Origin of the sequence: Streptomyces lavendulae subsp. lavendulae (assembly GCF_002803845.1) — a bacterium.
Taxonomy (GTDB): Bacteria; Actinomycetota; Actinomycetes; order Streptomycetales; family Streptomycetaceae; genus Streptomyces; species Streptomyces lavendulae.
The window spans coordinates 4819165-4842789 of sequence record NZ_CP024985.1 but is presented as its reverse complement, the minus strand read 5'-3'; the positions used below and the strand labels follow the sequence as shown (position 1 = coordinate 4842789).

At 68.9% G+C, this 23625-nt stretch carries 17 protein-coding genes and 3 rRNA genes; 4 read left to right on the top strand and 16 right to left on the bottom strand.

All coding sequences use genetic code 11. From position 1 onward, the window contains the following. Positions 1 to 60: 60 nt before the first annotated feature. From SLAV_RS21430 to SLAV_RS21410, 5 genes are all read right to left on the bottom strand, one after another. On the bottom strand, positions 61 to 1728 hold the full coding sequence (locus SLAV_RS21430; protein WP_030232191.1) for a bifunctional uroporphyrinogen-III C-methyltransferase/uroporphyrinogen-III synthase: 1668 nt from the start codon (positions 1726 to 1728) through the stop codon (positions 61 to 63). Beyond that, positions 1725 to 2693 (bottom strand): hydroxymethylbilane synthase, encoded by a 969-nt coding sequence (gene hemC / locus SLAV_RS21425; RefSeq protein WP_030232192.1) that lies wholly within the window; start codon positions 2691 to 2693, stop codon positions 1725 to 1727. The genes SLAV_RS21430 and hemC overlap by 4 nt, the downstream gene beginning before the upstream one ends. Further along, the gene (locus tag SLAV_RS21420) at positions 2690 to 4480 is read right to left on the bottom strand and encodes a glutamyl-tRNA reductase (RefSeq protein WP_030232195.1); all 1791 of its coding nucleotides are present in this window, start codon (positions 4478 to 4480) and stop codon (positions 2690 to 2692) included. The genes hemC and SLAV_RS21420 overlap by 4 nt, the downstream gene beginning before the upstream one ends. Then, positions 4477 to 5319, bottom strand: a complete 843-nt coding sequence (locus SLAV_RS21415; protein ID WP_063760314.1) for a redox-sensing transcriptional repressor Rex — start codon at positions 5317 to 5319, stop codon at positions 4477 to 4479. Before SLAV_RS21415 ends, SLAV_RS21420 begins: the two co-directional genes overlap by 4 nt. Positions 5320 to 5592: 273 nt before the next feature. Further along, complete coding sequence (locus SLAV_RS21410; RefSeq protein ID WP_030232201.1) at positions 5593 to 5871, bottom strand: glutaredoxin family protein; 279 nt, start codon at positions 5869 to 5871, stop codon at positions 5593 to 5595. Positions 5872 to 5970: 99 nt separating this feature from the next. On the opposite strand from SLAV_RS21410, the gene SLAV_RS21405 reads away from it, so the two are divergent. The 3 genes from SLAV_RS21405 to SLAV_RS21390 all read left to right on the top strand — a co-directional run bounded on the left by SLAV_RS21405 (position 5971) and on the right by SLAV_RS21390 (position 9661). Further along, a complete protein-coding gene (locus SLAV_RS21405) occupies positions 5971 to 6969 on the top strand; it encodes an HAD family hydrolase (protein WP_030232204.1) in 999 nt (332 codons plus the stop codon). A 340-nt stretch (positions 6970 to 7309) separates the two neighbouring features. Next, complete coding sequence (locus SLAV_RS21400; protein WP_030232207.1) at positions 7310 to 8122, top strand: ECF subfamily RNA polymerase sigma factor, BldN family; 813 nt, start codon at positions 7310 to 7312, stop codon at positions 8120 to 8122. Between the two features lie 321 nt (positions 8123 to 8443). Continuing rightward, positions 8444 to 9661, top strand: coding sequence for a DUF5667 domain-containing protein (locus tag SLAV_RS21390; RefSeq protein WP_030232210.1), 1218 nt, complete (start codon positions 8444 to 8446; stop codon positions 9659 to 9661). Between the two features lie 86 nt (positions 9662 to 9747). Here the strand turns inward: SLAV_RS21390 and SLAV_RS21385 are convergent, their stop codons facing one another. The 11 genes from SLAV_RS21385 to SLAV_RS21335 all read right to left on the bottom strand — a co-directional run bounded on the left by SLAV_RS21385 (position 9748) and on the right by SLAV_RS21335 (position 21726). Continuing rightward, the gene (locus SLAV_RS21385) at positions 9748 to 10752 is read right to left on the bottom strand and encodes a lysophospholipid acyltransferase family protein (protein WP_030232213.1); all 1005 of its coding nucleotides are present in this window, start codon (positions 10750 to 10752) and stop codon (positions 9748 to 9750) included. Then, positions 10752 to 11828 (bottom strand): NAD-dependent epimerase/dehydratase family protein, encoded by a 1077-nt coding sequence (locus tag SLAV_RS21380; protein ID WP_037687622.1) that lies wholly within the window; start codon positions 11826 to 11828, stop codon positions 10752 to 10754. Before SLAV_RS21380 ends, SLAV_RS21385 begins: the two co-directional genes overlap by 1 nt. Before the next feature lie 95 nt (positions 11829 to 11923). After that, entirely contained in the window at positions 11924 to 12022 is a 99-nt protein-coding gene (locus SLAV_RS21375; RefSeq protein WP_003948845.1) for a 30S ribosomal protein bS22, read from the bottom strand. Positions 12023 to 12173: 151 nt separating this feature from the next. Continuing rightward, the gene (locus tag SLAV_RS21370; protein WP_008738568.1) at positions 12174 to 12383 is read right to left on the bottom strand and encodes a helix-turn-helix domain-containing protein; all 210 of its coding nucleotides are present in this window, start codon (positions 12381 to 12383) and stop codon (positions 12174 to 12176) included. A gap of 115 nt (positions 12384 to 12498) precedes the next feature. Further along, positions 12499 to 13329 carry a phosphatase gene (locus SLAV_RS21365; protein WP_030232222.1) on the bottom strand — a complete coding sequence of 277 codons (831 nt, stop codon included), beginning with the start codon at positions 13327 to 13329 and terminating at the stop codon, positions 12499 to 12501. Positions 13330 to 13407: 78 nt separating this feature from the next. Continuing rightward, complete coding sequence (locus SLAV_RS21360) at positions 13408 to 14556, bottom strand: acetoin utilization protein AcuC (protein ID WP_037687623.1); 1149 nt, start codon at positions 14554 to 14556, stop codon at positions 13408 to 13410. Further along, positions 14528 to 15751 carry an MFS transporter gene (locus SLAV_RS21355; protein WP_030232228.1) on the bottom strand — a complete coding sequence of 408 codons (1224 nt, stop codon included), beginning with the start codon at positions 15749 to 15751 and terminating at the stop codon, positions 14528 to 14530. The genes SLAV_RS21360 and SLAV_RS21355 overlap by 29 nt, the downstream gene beginning before the upstream one ends. A 43-nt stretch (positions 15752 to 15794) precedes the next feature. After that, positions 15795 to 16448 (bottom strand): HAD family hydrolase, encoded by a 654-nt coding sequence (locus SLAV_RS21350; protein WP_030232230.1) that lies wholly within the window; start codon positions 16446 to 16448, stop codon positions 15795 to 15797. A 157-nt stretch (positions 16449 to 16605) separates the two neighbouring features. Continuing rightward, positions 16606 to 16722: ribosomal RNA gene (gene rrf / locus SLAV_RS21345) — 5S ribosomal RNA — on the bottom strand. Between the two features lie 74 nt (positions 16723 to 16796). Beyond that, positions 16797 to 19919: ribosomal RNA gene (locus tag SLAV_RS21340) — 23S ribosomal RNA — on the bottom strand. Positions 19920 to 20201: 282 nt separating this feature from the next. After that, a 16S ribosomal RNA gene (locus SLAV_RS21335) occupies positions 20202 to 21726 on the bottom strand. Together the 16S, 23S and 5S rRNA genes form the textbook arrangement of a ribosomal RNA operon. Positions 21727 to 22618: 892 nt before the next feature. On the opposite strand from SLAV_RS21335, the gene trpS reads away from it, so the two are divergent. Next, entirely contained in the window at positions 22619 to 23617 is a 999-nt protein-coding gene (gene trpS, locus SLAV_RS21325) for a tryptophan--tRNA ligase (protein WP_030236758.1), read from the top strand. Positions 23618 to 23625 lie beyond the last annotated feature (8 nt).

Below are 23625 nucleotides of genomic sequence, written 5' to 3'. Positions count from 1 at the left end.
GCGCTGTGCACCCGGGCCCCTTCCCCGTGTCCTGCGGCGGAGCCGCCCCGCCTAAGCCGCTCACGTCGTGCGACGGCGCCGCGCGCCCGGACGGCGTTCGCTCGGGCGGGAGACCGTTTCCCCGGCCTCCTTCGCGGCCTCGCGGCGGGCCTCGCCGTACGCGGCGAGCGCCTCCGCCAGCTTGCCCACGCTCGGCTCCGGCGACAGCACGTCCACGCGCAGGCCGTGCTCCTCCGCCGTCTTGGCGGTGGCCGGCCCGATGCAGGCGATGACGGTCACGTTGTGCGGCTTGCCCGCGATGCCGACCAGGTTGCGGACGGTCGAGGACGAGGTGAAGAGAACGGCGTCGAAGCCGCCGCCCTTGATCGCCTCACGGGTGTCGGCCGGCGGCGGCGACGCGCGCACGGTCCGGTAGGCCGTGACGTCGTCGACCTCCCAGCCCAGCTCGATCAGCCCGGCCACCAGGGTCTCGGTGGCGATGTCGGCGCGCGGCAGGAAGACGCGGTCGATGGGGTCGAAGACCGGGTCGTAGGGCGGCCAGTCCTCCAGCAGCCCGGCGGCCGACTGCTCGCCGCTCGGCACCAGGTCCGGCTTCACGCCGAACTCGACCAGCGCGGCTGCGGTCTGCTCGCCGACCGCGGCGACCTTGATGCCCGCGAAGGCGCGCGCGTCGAGCCCGTACTCCTCGAACTTCTCCCGCACCGCCTTGACCGCGTTGACGGAGGTGAAGGCGATCCACTCGTAGCGGCCGGTGACCAGGCCCTTGACCGCCCGCTCCATCTGCTGCGGGGTGCGCGGCGGCTCCACGGCGATGGTCGGCACCTCGTGGGGCACCGCGCCGTACGAACGCAGCTGGTCGGAGAGCGAAGCGGCCTGCTCCTTGGTGCGCGGTACGAGGACCCGCCAGCCGAACAGCGGCTTCGACTCGAACCAGGCCAGCTCCTCGCGCCGTGCGGCGGCGCCCTGCTCACCGACCACGGCTATGACGGGCCGTGCGCCCTCGGGGGAGGGGAGCACCTTGCCCTGCTTGAACACCTGGGCGATGGTGCCCAGGGTCGCGCTCCAGGTCCGCTGCCGGGTCGTCGTACCGCCGACGGTCACCGTCAGCGGGGTCTCCGGCTTGCGGCCGGCCGACACCAGCTCGGCGGCGGCGGCGGAGACGGTCTCCAGGGTCGCGGAGACGACGACGCTGCACTCGCTGGTGCCCACCTCGCTCCAGCAGCGCTGCGAGGCGTGCCGGGCGTCGACGAAGCGGACGTCGGCGCCCTGCTCGCCGCGCAGCGGCACACCCGCGTAGGCGGGCACGCCGACGGCGGTGGCGACACCGGGCACCACCTCGAAGGGGATCCCCCCGTGGGCGCAGGCCAGCATCTCCGAGGCGGCGTTCCCGTCGAGCCCCGGGTCGCCGGTGACGGCACGGACGACCCGCCTGCCGGAGCGCGCGGCCTCCATGACAAGATTGGCGGCGTCGCGGATCACCGGGACCCCGGCGGCGGCTGACAGTTCGTCAGCGACCGTCAGCTGCGGCGTGTCGACGCCCGCGCGCGCGTGGGTCCGTACGACGTCGAGCACCTCTGGCTCGGCGATCAGTACGTCCGCGGCGGCGAGCGCCTCCACGGCGCGCAGTGTCAGCAGACCCGGGTCGCCGGGGCCGGCACCGAGGAAGGTGACGAGTCCCTGCGCGGCGACGGCCGGAAAAGCGGAGGTGGTGGGGCTTGAGGGGTTCAAAGGGATCGCTCCCCCATCAGACCGGCCGCGCCCTTGGCCAGCATCTCGTCCGCGAGTTCGCGGCCGAGCGCCATGGCCTCGTCGTACGACTGGGGCACGGGACCGGTGGTGGACAGCTGCACCAGCGTGGTTCCGTCGAGGGTTCCGACGACACCGCGCAGGCGCATTTCATTGACAATCTCCCCGTCGGCCAGCAGGTCGGCGAGCGCGCCCACGGGGGCGCTGCATCCGGCCTCCAGGGCGGCGAGCAGGACCCGCTCCGCGGTGACGGCGGCCCGGGTGTGCGGGTCGTCGAGCTCACCGAGTGCGGCGACGAGCTCCGCGTCGGACGCGAGGCACTCCACGGCCAGGGCACCCTGGCCGGGCGCGGGCAGCATGTTGTCGACCGACAGCAGGTCGGTCGCCTCGTCGCCGCGGCCGATCCGGTTCAGGCCGGCGGCGGCCAGCACGACGGCGTCGAGCTCCCCGTCGCGCACGAACCCGATGCGGGTGTCGACGTTGCCGCGGATCGCGACGGTCTCGATGCGCTTGCCCAGACTGCGGGCGTACGCGTGCAGCTGCGCCGTGCGGCGCGGCGAGCCGGTGCCCACGCGGGCGCCGTCGGGCAGCTGCTCGAAGGTCAGGCCGTCCCGCGCCACGAGCGCGTCGCGCGGGTCCTCCCGCTTCGGCATGGCCGCGATGACCAGCTCGTCGGGCTGGGTCGTCGGCAGGTCCTTCAGCGAGTGCACGGCGAAGTCGACCTCGCCGCGGACCAGTGCGTCGCGCAGCGCGGTGACGAACACCCCGGTGCCGCCGATCTGGGCCAGGTTCTCGCGGGACACGTCACCGTAGGTCGTGATCTCCACGAGCTCCACCGGCCGGCCGGTGATCGCCCGTACCGCCTCGGCGACGTGCCCGGACTGGGACATGGCCAGCTTGCTGCGCCGCGTGCCGAGCCTGAGGGGCTGGTCGGGACGTGTGTTCATGATGCCCGTCCTGGGTCGTCGTCGTTCTTCGGATCGGCCGCGTCCGCCCGGCTGACGGATTCCACCGTCTGAGGGTCGAGGTCGAAGAGTTCGCGCAGCGCCTCGGCGTACCCGGCGCCGCCGGGCTCGCTCGCGAGCTGCTTGACGCGCACGGTCGGCGCGTGGAGGAGCTTGTCGACGACGCGGCGCACGGTCTGGGTGACCTCGGACCGCTGCCGCTCGTCGAGGTCGGGTACCCGCCCGTCGAGCCGTGCCACCTCCATGGCGACGACCTCGGCGGCCATCGCCCGCAGGGCGACGACGGTGGGGGTGATGTGCGCGGCGCGCTGGGCGGCGCCGAAGGCGGCCACCTCGTCGGCGACGATCGTGCGCACGGCGTCGACGTCGGCCGCCATAGGGGCGTCGGCCGAGGCCTCGGCGAGGCTCTCGATGTCGACGAGGCGCACCCCGGGGATGCGGTGCACGGCGGCGTCGATGTCCCGGGGCATGGCCAGGTCGAGCAGCGCGAGCCGGACGGCCGCGGCGTCGACGCTGCTGCGGACCGTGCGGCGGGGCTGCCGCTGCGCGGCGGCCTCGCCCTGGTCGGCCCAGGTGCCGTGCAGTTCGAGGGAGGTGGCGTCGACCCCGGTCAGCGCGGAGCGGCCGTCCCCGGCGGGGGCGTCCGGGCCGAGGGGGCAGCCGTCGGGCCCGGTGGCGGCCGGCGCGGGCGCGATGGTCCGCGCGGCCCCGGCGTCGGCGAGCCGGCGCCCGGCCTCGGCGGCGGCCACGAGCCGCGCCACGACCTCGGCGTCGGCCACGGCGAGCGCCTGTGCGCCCGGCCCACCGGCTGCCGCCCGAAGACCGTCACCCGTGCCCGGGGCGAAGTCCCGCCCGCCCGCGGCGGAGCCGCCGGCCGGACCCGCGGCGGGGTCCCGCCCTTCCGGTCCCGCCTGGAAGGGAAGCGTGGGGTCGCCCTCCACCGCGCGCGCGACGTCGTCCCCGGTCAGGACCAGTCCGGTGGCCCCCGTACAGGAGACGACCACGTCAACACGTGTCAGTTCGTCGGCGACGGCCCCCATCGTCACGGCCCGCGCCGCGACACCGGTGCCCGAGGCAACCAGAATCTCCGCGAGACGCTCCGCCCGCTCCGCGGTCCGGTTCGCCACGACGATCTCGGCGACGCCCACCCGCGCGAGCGTCGCTGCGGCCAGCGAGGACATCGACCCGGCGCCGATCACCAGCGCGCGCTTGCCCGCGGCCCACTCGCCGACGGGCACCGCGTGCCCGGCGAGCTGCTCCAGGCCGAAGGTCACCAGCGACTGTCCGGCCCGGTCGATCCCGGTCTCCGAGTGCGCCCGCTTGCCGACGCGCAGCGCCTGTTGGAAGAGGTCGTTGATCAGCCGGCCGGCCGTGTGGAGCTCCTGGCCCAGCGCGAGCGCGTCCTTGATCTGGCCGAGGATCTGGCCCTCGCCGACGACCATCGAGTCGAGGCCGCACGCCACCGAGAACAGGTGGTGCACCGCCCGGTCCTCGTAGTGCACGTAGAGGTAGGGGGTGAGCTCCTCCAGCGCGACCCCGCTGTGCTGGGCCAGCAGCGTGGACAGCTCGGCGACACCGGCGTGGAACTTGTCCACGTCGGCGTACAGCTCGATCCGGTTGCAGGTGGCGAGCACGGTGGCCTCGGCCGCCGGCTCGGCGGCCAGCGTGTCGTGCAGCAGCTTGACCTTGGCGTCGGCGGACAGCGAGGCCCGCTCCAGGACGCTCACGGGTGCGCTGCGGTGGCTGAGGCCCACGACGAGCAGACTCATGCCGGCATCACCGCCGGGACGTCGCCCTCGGGGCCGCCCTTGCGTGCGGCGGCGGCCGCGGCGGCCCGGCCGGCCGGCGGCTCGACGGCGGCGGCGGGCGCGGCGCCCGTACCCGTGCCCGTGCCGGCGCCCGCAGCGGCCTCGGCGACGGGGCCGGTGCCCGCGGCGGCCGCTTCCTCGCCGGCCTTGCGCTGCTCGTGGAAGGCCAGGATCTGGAGCTCGATCGACAGGTCGACCTTGCGGACGTCCACGCCGTCGGGGACGGACAGCACGGTCGGTGCGAAGTTCAGGATGGAGGTGACCCCGGCGGCGATGAGCCGCTCGCTCACCTGCTGCGCGGCGCCGGCCGGGGTCGCGATGACCCCGATCGAGACGCCGTTCTCCTCGATGATCTTCTCCAGGTCGTCGGTGTGCTGGACGGGCATGCCGGCGACCGGCTTGCCGGCCATCGCGGGGTCGGCGTCGATCAGCGCGGCCACGCGGAACCCGCGGGAGGCGAAACCGCCGTAGTTGGCGAGCGCGGCGCCGAGGTTTCCGATGCCGACGATGACGACCGGCCAGTCCTGGGTCAGGCCGAGTTCGCGGGAGATCTGGTAGACGAGGTACTCGACGTCGTAGCCGACGCCCCGCGTCCCGTAGGAACCGAGGTACGAGAAGTCCTTGCGCAGCTTCGCCGAGTTGACCCCGGCGGCGGTCGCGAGCTCTTCGGAGGACACCGTGGGCACCGATCGCTCGGAGAGCGCGGTGAGGGCGCGCAGGTACAGCGGAAGCCGGGCGACAGTGGCCTCGGGAATACCTCGGCTGCGGGTCGCCGGTCGGTGAGTTCGGCCAGTTGCCACGATGCTCCTGCGGGATGAGCGGGGCTGCAGGCGGCCACTTGTCCCAGGACCGCCCCGTCGAGTGCAGGCTATGTCTTTGTGAACGCGTGCACAAAGATTGTGTCCGCTTTGTCCGAGCAAAGTGACCGGGGTCACGCGGGTCGGGCAGGGAAGGCGGGAACCGGGAACGGGCCGAACCCGTTCAAATCCGGAGGGGGGCAAAGCGGTACACACTCCTCATCAATACGCCCCCGAGCCCCCATAAATCGCCCACGATGGTAACCGCCGGAGGGGTCAGGCTCCCAATGCCCGCCGCAGCCGGTCCGGGTTCACCCTCCAGAAGGTGTGCTGTTCGCCGTCGATCAGCACCACCGGAATCTGCTCCCAGTGCAGCCGGTAGAGCTCCTCGTCCTGCGAAATGTCCTTCTTCTCCCACTGTGCGCCCGTCTCGGCGCAGATCGATTCGATGACCTCCTGGGCGTCGTCGCACAGGTGACACCCCGGCTTCCCGATGAGCGTGACCATCCGCTCCCCGGGACGCTTCTTTTCCTTACGGCGCAGCAAAGGACTCATGTCCTCATTGTCCCGCGCCGCGCCGCGGTGCCCGAAGAGTTAACCGCTCCGTTTCCCGGCGGTTCGGGAACTCCCGAACACAGTGGCTATGCTCGCGTCATGGCCGCTCTGGGATGGCTCACCCCCCGTAGGCGCTCCGCGACGGCGCGGAGCGTGCTGGCAGGCGAGGCCTCGGCCGAGGCCGCCCGCAAGACCGCGCAGGCCGAAGCCCCACCTCATACGACACCGCCGCAGGACGAGGCCGCGCAGGCCCTCCCGGCGGCCTCCGCCGCGCCCGCGACGGACGCCGAGGAGAGCGCCCCCGAGCCGGAGTTCCCGGTTCCGGGCGACGACCTGGCCGCCGCCTTCTTCGACCTCGACAACACCGTCATGCAGGGCGCCGCGATCTTCCACTTCGGCCGCGGCCTCTACAAGCGCGAGTTCTTCCGCCGCCGCGAACTGGCCCGCTTCGCCTGGCAGCAGGCCTGGTTCCGGCTCGCCGGGGTCGAGGACCCCGACCACATGCAGGACGCCCGCGACAGCGCCCTGTCCATCGTCAAGGGCCACCGGGTCTCGGAGCTGATGTCCATCGGCGAGGAGATCTACGACGAGTACATGGCCGAGCGGATCTGGCCCGGCACCCGCGCCCTCGCCCAGGCCCACCTCGACGCCGGCCAGAAGGTGTGGCTGGTCACCGCCGCGCCCGTGGAGACGGCCACGATCATCGCCCGCCGCCTGGGCCTGACCGGGGCCCTGGGCACCGTCGCGGAGTCCGTGGACGGCGTGTACACCGGCCGCCTGGTCGGCGAGCCCCTGCACGGCCCCGCCAAGGCCGAGGCGGTGCGCGCGCTGGCCGCCGCCGAGGACCTCGACCTCGCCCGCTGCGCCGCGTACAGCGATTCGCACAACGACATCCCGATGCTCTCGCTGGTCGGACATCCGTACGCGATCAATCCCGACACAAAACTGCGCAAGCATGCCAGGGCCAACGACTGGCGGCTGCGCGACTATCGGACCGGCCGCAAGGCCGTGAAGGTCGGCGTCCCGGCCGCCGCCGGAGTCGGCGCGATCGCAGGTGGCGCGGCCGCCGCCATCGCCCTGCACCGCCGCCGCAAGTAGCGCCCCCGGGCCCCGGCCCGGCCACGGGCCCCGCCGCGCCCAACCGCCCACCCCTACCCGCGCCGTCGGCGCGGCACTCCGGCCTGCCCGACTCGGTCGTGAGCCAGCGTGGAAGCGTCCATTCCGTGCACCCATCCGATCAAGAACCGATCACCAACCGGGCCTGAATATGCCCTGGACACGCAACAGAAGTGTCGGAACCGGTGATTTCAGCAACTGGGTGTAGCGCTGCCTGTACGAAGCGTTATTCTCCTCAAACGCATGCCACCGCCCATCTGTCGCCACGACGGGTGAACGGTCCCGCACTGCACGTGATGGAAGCTCTGCCTCTGGGAGTCCCGTGTACCCACCTGTCGGGGTTGACGCCTCGGGCCTGGCTACGCTGCGCGCAACGGTCCTCGACCACCTGCGCGGCTTCGTCCCCACCGCGTACGCCGTCCCCGCCCTCGCCGCCGCGGTCCCTGCCGGCCTCGGCCCGGCCGGTCCTTGCTACGCCCTGACCGACGGCGGGGCGACGGTGGGCAGACGAGGTCGAACGGGCGCGAGCCCCGCCGGCACCGCATCCGCCGGCGCGCCCGCCGCCCGCCGCCCCACGGCGGACAGCGACCAGGCCCGCATGATGGACCTGGTCGAACGCGCCCAGGCCGGCGAGGCCGAGGCCTTCGGCCGCCTCTACGACCAGTACAGCGACACGGTGTACCGCTACATCTACTACCGCGTCGGGGGCAAGGCGACCGCGGAGGACCTCACCAGTGAGACCTTCCTGCGCGCCCTGCGCCGCATCTCCACCTTCACCTGGCAGGGCCGCGACTTCGGCGCCTGGCTGGTGACCATCGCGCGGAACCTGGTGGCGGACCACTTCAAGTCCAGCCGCTTCCGCCTGGAGGTCACCACCGGCGAGATGCTCGACGCGAACGAGGTCGAGCGCAGCCCCGAGGACTCCGTACTGGAGTCCCTCTCCAACGCGGCCCTGCTCGAAGCCGTGCGCAAACTCAACCCCCAGCAGCAGGAGTGCGTCACGCTGCGCTTCCTGCAGGGCCTCTCGGTCGCCGAGACGGCCCGGGTGATGGGGAAGAACGAGGGCGCCATCAAGACGCTCCAGTACCGGGCGGTCCGCACCCTGGCCCGCCTGCTCCCGGACGACGCCCGCTGACCCGCTCCCCCTCGCCCTCCCCCCTCACCGCGACCCCCCGCACCCCCGCCTCCCCCACACCCGGCGGACCACCCGTCCCCTCCGCCGGACCCGCAGTAACGACAACCTGACCTCTACTCCCGGTGACCCCTCGATGACGCTGTGGTCCGATCATCCTTCGTCCGTAACCCAAGTGCCGCGCCGCTCGTTGTGCGGAATGCAGGCTCCCTGTGGACACGCCCTGCCCGAAGCCGCTCACCCGAAAGTGTGGATGTGCTCAAGGAAGGCAACCTTCCGGACAGCTTGGGGAGTCGATCGTCATGACGAGAGGAGGTGCCGCCAGTGATCGCGAACGTTACTCCGCACCGGCGGGCGAACGCCTTCGCCCAGGCCCTGGAGGATCGGACCCCGTCCGACCTTTCGGAACCGGACCCGGCGGCCGAGCAGTCCGAGGCACCTGCCGAACCTGCCGACCACGACCGGCTGTTGGCCCTGGCGAGCGTGCTCGGCGAAAGAATGCCGCGCCCGGTGCTGGACCCCGAGGTCAAAGTGGTGCAACGAGCCCAGCTCGTCGCCGCCATGGAGGCCATGGTGATGGAGGAGAGGGCCGGGGGCGGTGCCGCCGAGGACCCTCTGGTGCCCGAACAGCGGACCGGCCGCGGCGCCCACCGGGCGACCTCGCTCCGGAAATTGCGGCCCCGCTCCCGCTGGTCCAAGGGCATCGCAGCGGGGGGCCTCACCGTGGGTGTGGCCGCAGGGGCCTTCAGCGGAGTGGCCGCTGCCAGCACCGACGCCCTGCCCGGTGACTCCCTCTACCCCATCAAACGGGGCATGGAGGATCTGAAGCTGGGCATGGCCGACGAGGACGCGGACCGGGGCGAGCTCTACCTGGACCAGGCCTCGAACCGGCTGTCGGAAGCGCGCCGGCTCATGGAGCGCGGCCGCTCGGGCCCGCTGGACCACGAGGTGCTGGGCGCGATCCGCCGGGCCCTCGCGGGCATGAAGCACGACGCCGCCGAAGGCCACCGGCTGCTCCAGGCGGCGTACGAACGGGACGGATCGCTCGGCCCGATCCAGACGCTGTCCTCGTTCTCGCGCTCCCACCGCGACGCGTGGGGCAGACTCCGGGACAAGCTCCCGGCGCAGCTCAACGACGTCGGGGGCGAGGTCGAATCCGTGTTCCAGGCCATAGACGAAGACGTGGCGCCGCTCCAGGGCCTGCTCCCCAAGCCCCCGGAGCAGACGCGCGGCTCGGGCGCACCCGCGAAACAGCCCAGCAGCCCGGCGGCGGGCAAGCAGCAGACCCCGCCGCAACCGGGCGCCTCCCCGCAGGCGGCGTCCCCGGCCACCCCCAGCCCCTCCGGCAGCCGGCCCCCGGCCCCCGGCGCGGGCGGCCTCCTGGGCGGCGCCGGCGACCTGCTCCACCCCCCGGCCCAGGGCCAGTCCGCGCCGCCCGCCTCGGCGACCCCGGACCAGCCGAAGCCGGACATCACCCTCCCGCCGCTCCTCCCGGGCCTCCTCCCGGGTCTGGGCCTCAACGCGGAGGACGCCGGCCAGTAGCCGACGCGACAGCGGGGGCCGCGCACCGCGCGACCCCCGCTTCGTCATGCCGCCGTTCAGCTGCTCAGCCGCTCAGCCGCGCCGGCTCAGAAGAACACCGACCGCCGCTGCACCAGCAGCTTGTACAGGGTGTGCTGGATCTGCTCCCGGACCTGGTCCGTGAGGTTGAACATCAGCATCGGGTCCTCCGCCGCCTCCGGCGCGTACCCGTCCGTCGGGATCGGCTCCCCGAACTGGATCGTCCACTTCGTCGGCAGCGGCACCGCGCCCAGCGGCCCCAGCCACGGGAAGGTCGGCGTCACCGGGAAGTAGGGCAGCCCCAGCAGCCGCGCCAGCGTCTTCGCGTTGCCGATCATCGGATAGATCTCCTCCGCGCCCACGATCGAGCACGGCACGATCGGAGTGCCCGCCCGCAGCGCCGTCGAGACGAAACCGCCCCGCCCGAACCGCTGGAGCTTGTACCGCTCGCCGAACGGCTTCCCTATCCCCTTGAAGCCCTCCGGCATCACCCCGACCAGTTCCCCGGCCTCCAGGAGCCGCTGCGCGTCCTCCGCGCAGGCCAGCGTGTGCCCGGCCTTGCGGGCGACCTCGTTGACCACCGGCAGCATGAACACCAGGTCCGCCGCCAGCAGCCGCAGGTGCCGCTCCGCCGGGTGCCGGTCGTGCACGGCCACCTGGAGCATCAGCCCGTCCAGCGGGAGCGTCCCCGAGTGGTTCGCCACGATCAGCGCACCACCCTCCTTGGGGATGTTCTCGATGCCCTTGACCTCCACCCGGAAGTACTTGTCGTACAGCGGCCGCAGCAGGGACATCAGGACCTGGTCCGTCAGTTCCTTGTCGTAGCCGAAGTCGTCGACCTCGTACTCCCCGGTGATCCGCCGCCGCAGGAACGCCAGCCCGCCCGCGATCCGCCGGTCCCAGCCGTCACCGGCTCCCGCCGGAGCGGGCTCCGGGCCGGACCCGACGCCGGGCTCCACCGACTCCGACGACCCCGCCGGCTCCGCCGGATCGGGCACCGCCCGTACCTTCCGGACCGCGCCGCGCCGGCGCGGCCGGTCCTCGTCGAACGGAATGACCTTGGCGTCCGCCACTATCGCTTCGCTCCCTCGTCCACACCGGCACCGATCTCCTGGCCCTCCACCCTCAGCACGGCCGCCGCCCGCCGCACGGCCCGCTCCACCCGCTCCGGGGGCAGCAGCCCGCTCCCGCGGCTGCGCGCGAAGTCGGCGAAGGTCTCCACGGTCGTGTACATCGGCTTGAACCCCAGGGTGTCGCGCATCTGCGAGGTCTCCACGACCCGGCCGTGGGTCAGCAGCCGGATCTGCTCGGGGGAGAAGTCCGTCACCCCGACCGCGCGCAGCGCCGACCCCACCCACGTCACCGCGGGCAGCAGCAGCGGCACCGTCGGCCGCCCCAGCCTCCGTGAGCACTGCGACAGCAGCAGCACCCCGTCCCCCGCGATGTTGAACGTGCCGCTGTTCAGCGTCCCCCGCCGCGGCTCCCCCGCCGCCAGCCGGAGCACGTCCACCACGTCGTCCTCGTGGACGAACTGCAGCCTCGGGTCGTACCCCAGCACCGTCGGCATCACCGGCATCGAGAAGTACTCCGCCAGTGCCGAGTCCGCGAACGGCCCCAGGATGTTCGCGAAGCGCAGCACGCACACCGCCACATCCGGCCGGCGGCGCGCGAAGCCCCGTACGTACCCCTCGACCTCCGCCGCGTCCTTCGCGAAGCCGGCGCTCGGCAGCGACTTCGGCTGGGTGGTCTCGGTGAAGACGGCCGGGTCCCGGGAAGTGCCCCCGTACACGCTGGTGCTCGACTTCACCACGAGCCGTCGTACCGTCGGCGACTTCTGGCAGGCCCCGAGGAGCTGCATCGTCCCGATGACGTTCGTTTCCTTGACGGCGCTGCGTCCGCCCGGCGCGCCTGCGGCGCCTCCCGTGACGGCCAGGTGGACCACCGTGTCCACGGCGTGCTCGGCGAGCACGCGGGCGATGGCCGACTGCCTGATGTCCGTCCGCACGAACTCGGCCGAGCCGAGCCGCTGCGGCGGGCTCACCGCGTCGACCGCGATGACCCGTTCCACCTCCGGGTCGCGCTGGATGCGCCGCACGAAGCGGCCTCCCAGCTGCCGGGCAGCCCCGGTGACGAGCACGACCTTGCCCACGAGCTCAGCGCCTCCCTCGAAGAAGTACCCCGGCTGCACCGCAGCCCCTCCACCAGGATGGTGGAGGGGCTGCGGAGAACACGTACAGCTGCCGTTTACTTCTTGTTACGGCGCTGGACGCGGGTGCGCTTGAGCAGCTTGCGGTGCTTCTTCTTAGCCATCCGCTTGCGCCGCTTCTTGATAACAGAGCCCACGACTACCCTCGCTCACTTCTCGGAACATCCCCGCCTTGACGGGGATCGGTGCGGGGCGTCTGGGCCCACACGACCTACGTCGGCCTAGCCTACCCGCCCGGAGTCCAGGCTTGTAATCCGAGCCCTCCGTAGATCTTCCCGAGCCTCAGTCTCAGGCCGACTCCACCCCCACATAGGACTCTCGGAGGTACTCGTGGACCGCGTTCTCGGGGACCCGGAAGGACCGGCCCACCCGGATTGCGGGCAGATGACCGTTGTGCACCAGGCGGTACACGGTCATCTTCGACACTCGCATCACCGAGGCGACCTCCGCCACGGTCAGGAACTGAACCTCACTGAGAGGCCTCTCGCCAGCAGCCATGACTACACCTTGACCTTCCGCGCATGACGGGCACCGGCTTCCCCTCCGGTTACTCCTCGTCGTCGCACGCTCACTCCCCAGAGTAGGGGCGTGTGATACGAGTGGGGAAGAGGAGCTACGGCCACTCCTGACGCCCCGACAGCCGCGCCCGGCGCAGCACGTACCGGGCGAGCGGTCCGTAGTGCTCCGCGCGCACCCCGTCGTCAAGCGGAACGGTCACCGCGACCCGCCCCTCGGCCTCCCCGACGAACAGCGCGGGATCATCCGCATCGGCCAGCCCGATCGCGTCCACACCGAGCTGACCTGCGCCGCAGACCCACCCGTGATCACCCACCACCAGTTCCGGCAGCGGCCCCCCGGCCTCCGCCAGCGCCCCCAGGGCGATCCGAACCGGCAGCGGCGAATGGGAGTGCACGCCGGTCGCACTCCCGGCCCGCCGCGCGCCGGGTTCCCGCACCAGTGCGACTCCCCGTACGTAATCGATGCGGTACGGGCGTACGCCGAACCGGGTCGCCATGTCGACACCGACCCCCTGCGCCGGGGTGAGGACATCACATCCCGCCGCCGACAGGGCCCGGGCCAAACAGGCGTAGAAACCCAGGAGGCGGTGCGGATGCCCCGTCCCGAACAGCACCGGAGACCGCGCCCCGGCCGCCGCCCCCAACCGCTCCGCGAAGGCCCCCAGGGCCGCCACCGTCAGCTCCGGATCGATCACCTCCGGCCCGCTGACGTGCGCCGGATCCGCCGAGACCCCGCATTTGTCCGCCATCAGCCGCAGCAGCTCGCCCTCACCCCAGCCGCCCTCCGGGTCGAGCCCGAGCAGCACCCGCGGGTCCCCCGCCGCGAACAGCCGGTAACGGCGCAGGCTCGACTCCCTCGACGTGGCGACGGGCCCGGCCAACCGGGCGGCCAGCAGATGCGCACGCAACGCGCCGGTGCTCAACACCCTCCGATGCTGCCGCACCCCATCTGGCGCTTCATCAGTTCCCGTGAACCGCCCCACGGTCGGCGTAATGATGCATCGTCACACGAGCATCCCGCGCAACGGGAACACCGCCCGCCGGGTCGCGAGAACGGCCTGATCCGTCGCGTCCGCGGGATCGTAACCGGCCTCCCAGTCCCGCCACCGCGCGTCCCGGCCGTCCGTCATCCGCGCCGGCCCCGGCTGCCGCGTCCGCGCGTACACCTGGTCGAGCCACTCCTGCGGAACCGCGGCCGCCGGGTCCACCGGCCGGTGCGCCGCGATCCCCACCAGATGCGTCCACGACCGCGGCACGACGTCCACCACCGCGTACCCGCCGCCGCCCAGCGCCAGCCACCGCCCGCCCGCGTACTCGTGCGCCAGCCGGTGACAGGCCTCCTGCACCGCCCGCTGCGCGTCCAGCGAGACCGCCAGGTGGGCGAGCGGGTCCTCGAAGTGCGTGTCGGCCCCGTGCTGGGTGACCAGCACCTGCGGCCGGAAGTCCGCCAGCAGCTCCGGCACCGTCGCGTGGAAGGCCCGCAGCCAGCCCTCGTCACCCGTCCCGGCCGGCAGCGCCACGTTCACCGCGGAACCCTCGGCCGCCGCGCCACCCGTCTCCTGCGGCCAGCCCGTCTGCGGGAACAGCGTCCGCGGGTGCTCGTGGACCGACACCGTCAGCACCCGGGGGTCGTCCCAGAACGCCGCCTGCACGCCGTCCCCGTGGTGGACGTCCACGTCCACGTACGCCACCCGTTCGGCCCCCAGCTCCAGCAGCCGCGCGATCGCCAGGGCCGCGTCGTTGTACACGCAGAACCCGGCCGCACCACCCGGCATCGCGTGGTGCAGACCGCCCGCGAAGTTGACGACGTGCTCCGCCTCACCGGCCCAGAGCGCCTCCGCCCCCGCCACCGACTGCCCGGCGATCAGCGCCGAGGCCTCGTGCATCCCCGGGAACGCCGGATCGTCCACCGTCCCGAGCCCGTACGAGCCGTCGGCCACCCCCGGGTCCGCCGACACCTCGCGCACCGCGGCCACGTAGTCCTCGCGGTGCACCAGCCGCAGCGTCGAATCACCGGCCGCGCGGGCCGCCCGCACCTCCATCGCCCGGTCCAGCCCGAAGGCGCGCACCAGGCCCATGGTCAGCGCCAGGCGCACCGGGTCCATCGGATGGCTCGGTCCGAAGTCATACCCCGTTACCGCCTCGTCCCACATCAACAGCCCGGTCACCGGCTCGCCGCTCATGCCCGACACCGTATCGGGCCCGTTCCGGACCGAACGAGCGGGCCTGGACGAGCGTGACCAGCACGAGCACCATCGGCACGAGCATCGCGCCCCGGTAGCTCCAGGCGTCCCCGATCCCGCCGACGAGCGGCGAACCGATCAGGAAACCCACGTAGTTGAAGATGTTCAGCCGTGCGACGGCCGTGTCCGAGGCCCCCGGGAAGAGCCGCCCCGCGGCGGCGAAGGTCTGCGGCACGATCACGCACAGCCCGATGCCCAGCAGCGTGAACCCGAGCATCCCCGTCCACGCCCCGGGCGCGGCGGCCACCACCGCGAACCCGCCGGCCGCCACCACCGTCCCGCCCCGCACCACGGCCACCGCACCGAAACGGCGCACCCCGAGGTCGCCCACGGCCCGCCCGATCAGGGTCGTCACCATGTACACGTTGTACGGGACCGTCGCCAGCTGCTCCGAGCTGCCCAGCACGTCCTGGAGGTACTTGGCGCTCCAGTTCGCCACCGTCGAGTCCCCGATGTACGCGCACGCCATCACCAGGCAGAGCGGCAGCAGCAGCTTCCCGCCCCCCGCCGGCCACCCCTCGGCCGCTTCCCCACCCCCGTCGGCCGCGTCCACGTAGGACCGGCTGCCCACCAGCACCATCGGCAGCAGCACCAGCACGGCCGGCAGGTACCCGGTGAACAGCGCCAGGTGCCAGTGCGCCCCCGCCCAGGCCGCCGACGCCCCCAGGATCCCGCCGAGGCTGTACGCGGCGTGGAACCCGAGCATGATGCTGCGCCCGTACGCCCGCTGGAGGCTCACCCCCAGCATGTTCATCGAGGCGTCCAGCGCCCCGACCGCGAGCCCGAACACCCCCAGGGCCACCGCGACGTGCCACATCCGGGTACCGGCCCCCACGCCGAGCAGCGCGAGCAGCACGACGGGCTGTGCCCACCGCAGCACCGTGCCGGGGGCGATCCGTTTCACCAGGTGCTCGGTGGCGACGCTGGAGACCCCGGCGAGGATCGGCACGGCGGCGAGGAAGGCGGGCAGCAGCCCGTCGGATATCCCGTACTGGTCCTGGATGGCCGGGATCCGGGTCACCAGCAGGGCGAAGGCGACGCCCTGCGCGAAGAAGCCGAACCCGAGGGCGCCCCGCCCACGCCGCAGCCGCACGTCAACTGTCATGGCGGCACAGCGTAGGCGCCTCACCTACCGGTGGGTAGAGAGATCACACACCCAATCCGAGCAGGGCGGAGAGCTCCTTCATCTCGCCGAAGTAGGCGTTGGCCCCGGGGAGGGCGGCGGCGGGCGACATCGAGGTGTACGCGAGGACGTCCATCCCCGCGGCGCGGGCGGCCTCCACCCCGAGCGGACTGTCCTCGACCACCACGCACCGCGCGGGCGCGACGCCCATCATGTCGGCGGCGTGCAGGAACAGGTCCGGCGCCGGCTTGCCCCGCCCCACGTCCTCCGCACTGAAGATCCACTCTTCCTCGAACCACTCCCCGAGACCGGCACTGCGGTGTCCGACGCGGATCCGCTCGTGGGTCCCGGAGGAGGCCAGGCAGTACGGCACTCCCTGCGCGGACAGCTCGGCCAGCACTTCGGTGACCCCGGGGACGGGCTTCAGCTCCCGTGCGAACCCGGCGGAGATCCGTTCCTGCAAGGTGTGGTCGAACTCCTCGGGCAGCCGCTGCCCGGTCCGTTCGAAGACCAGGTCGTGCACCCGGTGCACCGCCGCCCCCATGTAGTCCCGCAGGGACTCCTCGTAGGTGGTGGGGTGCCCGATCTCCGTCAGGTACGCGGACAGGATGGAGTTGGCGAGCGGCTCGCTGTCCACGAGGACGCCGTCGTTGTCGAAGATGACCAGCTCATAGCCCATCCACCCAGCGTACGAGCGACCGGCGCGGGTTCCCGGCAACCCCGTGCGGGTAAACGGTGGAACCGGCGGCGGACCCGGCCCCGGCCGGCCGACCGCACAGGCCCGTAAACGCAGAAAAGCCCCGCACCATAAGGTGCGGGGCTTTCCCACAATGATTGTTCGGCGGCGTCCTACTCTCCCACAGGGTCCCCCCTGCAGTACCATCGGCGCTGAAAGGCTTAGCTTCCGGGTTCGGAATGTAACCGGGCGTTTCCCTAACGCTATGACCACCGAAACACTATGAAGTTGACCAACCGGGCATTGACACGGTTCGTTACTTCAGAACTAACACAGTGGACGCGAGCAACTGAGGACAAGCCCTCGGCCTATTAGTACCAGTCAGCTCCACCCGTTACCGGGCTTCCACATCTGGCCTATCAACCCAGTCGTCTACTGGGAGCCTTACCCTCTCAAGGAGGTGGGAATACTCATCTTGAAGCAGGCTTCCCGCTTAGATGCTTTCAGCGGTTATCCCTCCCGAACGTAGCCAACCAGCCATGCCCTTGGCAGGACAACTGGCACACCAGAGGTTCGTCCGTCCCGGTCCTCTCGTACTAGGGACAGCCCTTCTCAATATTCCTACGCGCACAGCGGATAGGGACCGAACTGTCTCACGACGTTCTAAACCCAGCTCGCGTACCGCTTTAATGGGCGAACAGCCCAACCCTTGGGACCGACTCCAGCCCCAGGATGCGACGAGCCGACATCGAGGTGCCAAACCATCCCGTCGATATGGACTCTTGGGGAAGATCAGCCTGTTATCCCCGGGGTACCTTTTATCCGTTGAGCGACGGCGCTTCCACAAGCCACCGCCGGATCACTAGTCCCGACTTTCGTCCCTGCTCGACCCGTCGGTCTCACAGTCAAGCTCCCTTGTGCACTTACACTCAACACCTGATTGCCAACCAGGCTGAGGGAACCTTTGGGCGCCTCCGTTACCCTTTGGGAGGCAACCGCCCCAGTTAAACTACCCATCAGACACTGTCCCTGATCCGGATCACGGACCGAGGTTAGACATCCAGCACGACCAGAGTGGTATTTCAACGGCGACTCCACCATGACTGGCGTCACGGCTTCAAAGTCTCCCACCTATCCTACACAAGCCGAACCGAACACCAATATCAAACTGTAGTAAAGGTCCCGGGGTCTTTCCGTCCTGCTGCGCGAAACGAGCATCTTTACTCGTAGTGCAATTTCACCGGGCCTATGGTTGAGACAGTCGAGAAGTCGTTACGCCATTCGTGCAGGTCGGAACTTACCCGACAAGGAATTTCGCTACCTTAGGATGGTTATAGTTACCACCGCCGTTTACTGGCGCTTAAGTTCTCAGCTTCGCAACCCCGAAAGGTCACTAACCGGTCCCCTTAACGTTCCAGCACCGGGCAGGCGTCAGTCCGTATACATCGCCTTACGGCTTCGCACGGACCTGTGTTTTTAGTAAACAGTCGCTTCTCGCTGGTCTCTGCGGCCACCCCCAGCTCACGGAGCAAGTCCGATCACCAGTGATGGCCCCCCTTCTCCCGAAGTTACGGGGGCATTTTGCCGAGTTCCTTAACCATAGTTCACCCGAACGCCTCGGTATTCTCTACCTGACCACCTGAGTCGGTTTAGGGTACGGGCCGCCATGAAACTCGCTAGAGGCTTTTCTCGACAGCATAGGATCATCCACTTCACCACAATCGGCTCGGCATCAGGTCTCAGCCTTAATGAGGGACGGATTTGCCTACCCCTCGGCCTACACCCTTACCCCGGGACAACCACCGCCCGGGCTGGACTACCTTCCTGCGTCACCCCATCGCTTACCTACTACAAGTCTGGTTCGTCGGCTCCACCACTTTCCTTTCCCCGAAGGGTCCGGAACGGCTTCACGGACTTAGCATCGCCTGATTCGATATTGGGCGTTTCAAAGCGGGTACCGGAATATCAACCGGTTGTCCATCGACTACGCCTGTCGGCCTCGCCTTAGGTCCCGACTTACCCTGGGCAGATCAGCTTGACCCAGGAACCCTTAGTCAATCGGCGCACACGTTTCTCACGTGTGTATCGCTACTCATGCCTGCATTCTCACTCGTGAACCGTCCACAACTAGCTTCCGCTGCTGCTTCACCCGGCACACGACGCTCCCCTACCCATCACAGCGGGCGTTGGCCCTATTGCTGCAATGACACGACTTCGGCGGTACGCTTGAGCCCCGCTACATTGTCGGCGCGGAATCACTTGACCAGTGAGCTATTACGCACTCTTTCAAGGGTGGCTGCTTCTAAGCCAACCTCCTGGTTGTCTCTGCGACTCCACATCCTTTCCCACTTAGCGTACGCTTAGGGGCCTTAGTCGATGCTCTGGGCTGTTTCCCTCTCGACCATGGAGCTTATCCCCCACAGTCTCACTGCCGTGCTCTCACTTACCGGCATTCGGAGTTTGGCTAAGGTCAGTAACCCGGTAGGGCCCATCGCCTATCCAGTGCTCTACCTCCGGCAAGAAACACACGACGCTGCACCTAAATGCATTTCGGGGAGAACCAGCTATCACGGAGTTTGATTGGCCTTTCACCCCTAACCACAGGTCATCCCCCAGGTTTTCAACCCTGGTGGGTTCGGTCCTCCACGAAGTCTTACCTCCGCTTCAACCTGCCCATGGCTAGATCACTCCGCTTCGGGTCTAGAGCGTGCAACTCAATCGCCCTATTCGGACTCGCTTTCGCTACGGCTTCCCCACACGGGTTAACCTCGCTACACACCGCTAACTCGCAGGCTCATTCTTCAAAAGGCACGCAGTCACGACCCATTGGGTAAACCCAATGAGCGACGCTCCCACGGCTTGTAGGCACACGGTTTCAGGTACTATTTCACTCCGCTCCCGCGGTACTTTTCACCATTCCCTCACGGTACTATCCGCTATCGGTCACCAGGGAATATTTAGGCTTAGCGGGTGGTCCCGCCAGATTCACACGGGATTTCTCGGGCCCCGTGCTACTTGGGAGATGAGCAAGCAAGCCGCTGATGTTTCGTCTACGGGGGTCTTACCCTCTACGCCGGACCTTTCGCATGTCCTTCGACTACATCAACGGTTTCTGACTCGCCGACCGGCCGGCAGACCGATCAAGCTCATTCCCACAACCCCGCATGCGCAACCCCTGCCGGGTATCACACGCATACGGTTTGGCCTCATCCGGTTTCGCTCGCCACTACTCCCGGAATCACGGTTGTTTTCTCTTCCTGAGGGTACTGAGATGTTTCACTTCCCCTCGTTCCCTCCACATGCCCTATGTGTTCAGGCATGGGTGACAGCCCATGACGACTGCCGGGTTTCCCCATTCGGACACCCCCGGATCAAAGCTCAGTTGGCAGCTCCCCGGGGCCTATCGCGGCCTCTCACGTCCTTCATCGGTTCCTGGTGCCAAGGCATCCACCGTGCGCCCTTAAAAACTTGGCCACAGATGCTCGCGTCCACTGTGTAGTTCTCAAGCAACGACCAGCCACCCATCACACCCTGCCGAAGCAGAGCTTTACTGGGGCCGGCATCGCGAAGATAAGACCTTACGGCCGTACCCTCAGATACCCAACAACGTGCCAGGCACGATCCCCTCGACTATCACTGTTTTCCACGCCGAAGCAGTACTTACAGGATGTTCTGGAAACCGTGCCAAATAATCAACGTTCCACCCATGAGCAACCGTGCGATTCATTCGATCGCAGTCGGCTATATGCTCCTTAGAAAGGAGGTGATCCAGCCGCACCTTCCGGTACGGCTACCTTGTTACGACTTCGTCCCAATCGCCAGTCCCACCTTCGACAGCTCCCTCCCTTACGGGTTGGGCCACCGGCTTCGGGTGTTACCGACTTTCGTGACGTGACGGGCGGTGTGTACAAGGCCCGGGAACGTATTCACCGCAGCAATGCTGATCTGCGATTACTAGCGACTCCGACTTCATGGGGTCGAGTTGCAGACCCCAATCCGAACTGAGACCGGCTTTTTGAGATTCGCTCCACCTCACGGTATCGCAGCTCATTGTACCGGCCATTGTAGCACGTGTGCAGCCCAAGACATAAGGGGCATGATGACTTGACGTCGTCCCCACCTTCCTCCGAGTTGACCCCGGCGGTCTCCTGTGAGTCCCCATCACCCCGAAGGGTATGCTGGCAACACAGGACAAGGGTTGCGCTCGTTGCGGGACTTAACCCAACATCTCACGACACGAGCTGACGACAGCCATGCACCACCTGTATACCGACCACAAGGGGGGCACTATCTCTAATGCTTTCCGGTATATGTCAAGCCTTGGTAAGGTTCTTCGCGTTGCGTCGAATTAAGCCACATGCTCCGCCGCTTGTGCGGGCCCCCGTCAATTCCTTTGAGTTTTAGCCTTGCGGCCGTACTCCCCAGGCGGGGAACTTAATGCGTTAGCTGCGGCACCGACGACGTGGAATGTCGCCAACACCTAGTTCCCAACGTTTACGGCGTGGACTACCAGGGTATCTAATCCTGTTCGCTCCCCACGCTTTCGCTCCTCAGCGTCAGTAATGGCCCAGAGATCCGCCTTCGCCACCGGTGTTCCTCCTGATATCTGCGCATTTCACCGCTACACCAGGAATTCCGATCTCCCCTACCACACTCTAGCTAGCCCGTATCGAATGCAGACCCGAGGTTAAGCCTCGGGCTTTCACATCCGACGTGACAAGCCGCCTACGAGCTCTTTACGCCCAATAATTCCGGACAACGCTTGCGCCCTACGTATTACCGCGGCTGCTGGCACGTAGTTAGCCGGCGCTTCTTCTGCAGGTACCGTCACTTTCGCTTCTTCCCTGCTGAAAGAGGTTTACAACCCGAAGGCCGTCATCCCTCACGCGGCGTCGCTGCATCAGGCTTTCGCCCATTGTGCAATATTCCCCACTGCTGCCTCCCGTAGGAGTCTGGGCCGTGTCTCAGTCCCAGTGTGGCCGGTCGCCCTCTCAGGCCGGCTACCCGTCGTCGCCTTGGTGGGCCATTACCCCACCAACAAGCTGATAGGCCGCGGGCTCATCCTTCACCGCCGGAGCTTTCAACCCCCGCCCATGCGGGCAGGAGTGGTATCCGGTATTAGACCCCGTTTCCAGGGCTTGTCCCAGAGTGAAGGGCAGATTGCCCACGTGTTACTCACCCGTTCGCCACTAATCCACCCCGAAGGGCTTCATCGTTCGACTTGCATGTGTTAAGCACGCCGCCAGCGTTCGTCCTGAGCCAGGATCAAACTCTCCATGAATGTTTACCCGTAATCGGGTGCACACACACGTTGAGCGGGCACGTCATGTCGGAATATGACCGACGCGCCACAACGTCCTCGCTGTGTTTGGTTGCCTGCAAGCATCACCCGAAGGCGACCCCACAGGTCTTTTCAAAGGAACCTCATCCACCGAAGTGGACGGGGTATCAACTTCTGGCGTTGATTTTTGGCACGCTGTTGAGTTCTCAAGGAACGGACGCTTCCTTTGTACTCACCCTCTCGGGCTTTCCTCCGGGCTTTCGTTCTGTGTTCTTGCGTTTCCGACTCTATCAGAGTCTTTCGCGCTTCGCTTTCCAGGTTCTTCGCTTTCGCGCTTTCCCTTTCCGGCGGTTCCGACTCTATCAGATCCTTTCGGGCCTGACTCCCAGTCAGCGGGTTTTGCGTTCCGGGCTGTTGGGCCCTTCCGGCGAGTGAGACAGTAGCGGATTCCCTGCCCCCGAAGCCAATCGGCGGCTGCGTCCTGGAACGCGGATTCCTCATTCGCAAATACGCATGAAAACGAGACGACAGTATGCGTCGTTCGTTCGAATGTGTAGTGCGGGATGGCCGTCCGGGGACCGACCGGGGTCGGCGCTCACTTCGGACAACTCGAAGAACCTTACGGATCGGGCACAGGCGTGTCAACCCCCGGCTGACCTTCGGGAAACCTCACGCGCGCCTCACCCCTCCCGGGCTACGCTGCCTCCCATGACTACGCATGCGCTCATGCCCAGCCTTCGCTGGTGGGCCGCCTGACGGCGGCCGACCTTCCACGCGAGCACGCATGCGCTCACGGCCGCCGCTACCGGCGGCCGTTTCTGTTTCTCCCTCCCGGGAGTGGCTCGGTCGCCCGCCGCGGCGGCACCGACACCACACACAGGGAGAGCAGGACATGACGAGGATCTTCAGCGGGGTCAAGCCGACGGGGCATCTGACGCTGGGGAACTACCTGGGCGCCGTACGCCAGTGGGTCGCCACGGACCAGAAGCCGGACGACGCGCTGTTCTGCGTCGTCGACCTGCACGCGCTGACCGTCGAGCACGATCCGGCGCGCGTGCGGCGGCTCAGCAGGCAGGCCGCGACGCTGCTGCTCGCCGCCGGCCTGGATCCTGACCGGTGCACGCTCTTCGTACAGAGCCACGTCGACGAGCACACCCGGCTGGCCTACCTGCTGGAGTGCACCGCCACCGACGGTGAACTGCGGCGGATGATCCAGTACCGGGAGAAGACGGCCCGGGCGCAGGCGGCGGGGGAAGGCGTACGGCTGTCGCTGCTCACCTATCCCGTGCTGATGGCCGCCGACATCCTGGCGTACGGGGCCGACGAGGTGCCGGTGGGTGAGGACCAGCGGCAGCACGTGGAGCTGACGCGGGACCTGGCGGTGCGGTTCAACCAGCGCTACGGGCCGGTCTTCACCGTGCCGAAGGCGACGCTGCCGGCGGTGGCCGCGCGGGTCATGGACCTCCAGGACCCGACGTCCAAGATGGGGAAGTCCCACGAGAACGGCGCCGGGATCGTCTACCTGCTCGACGAGCCGGAGGTGGTGCGCAGGAAGGTGATGCGCGCCGTGACCGACAGCGGGGAGGGCGGGGTGGTCTACGACCGGGCGGCGCGGCCCGGGGTGGCGAACCTGCTGGACATCCTCGCGGCCTGTACGGGCGGGGAGCCCGAGGAGCTCGCGCGGGGGTACGAGCAGTACGGGCCGCTGAAGCGGGACGTCGCCGACGCGGTGGTGGAGCTGCTGCGCCCGTTGCGGGAGCGGCACGCCGAGCTGGCGGCCGATCCCGGTGAGGTGGAGCGGGTGCTGCGCGCGGGGGCCGGGCGGGCCCGGGCCCTGGCGCGGCCGGTGGTGGACCGGGCGTACGAGGCGATCGGGCTGCTGGCGCCCTAGTCCTCGTA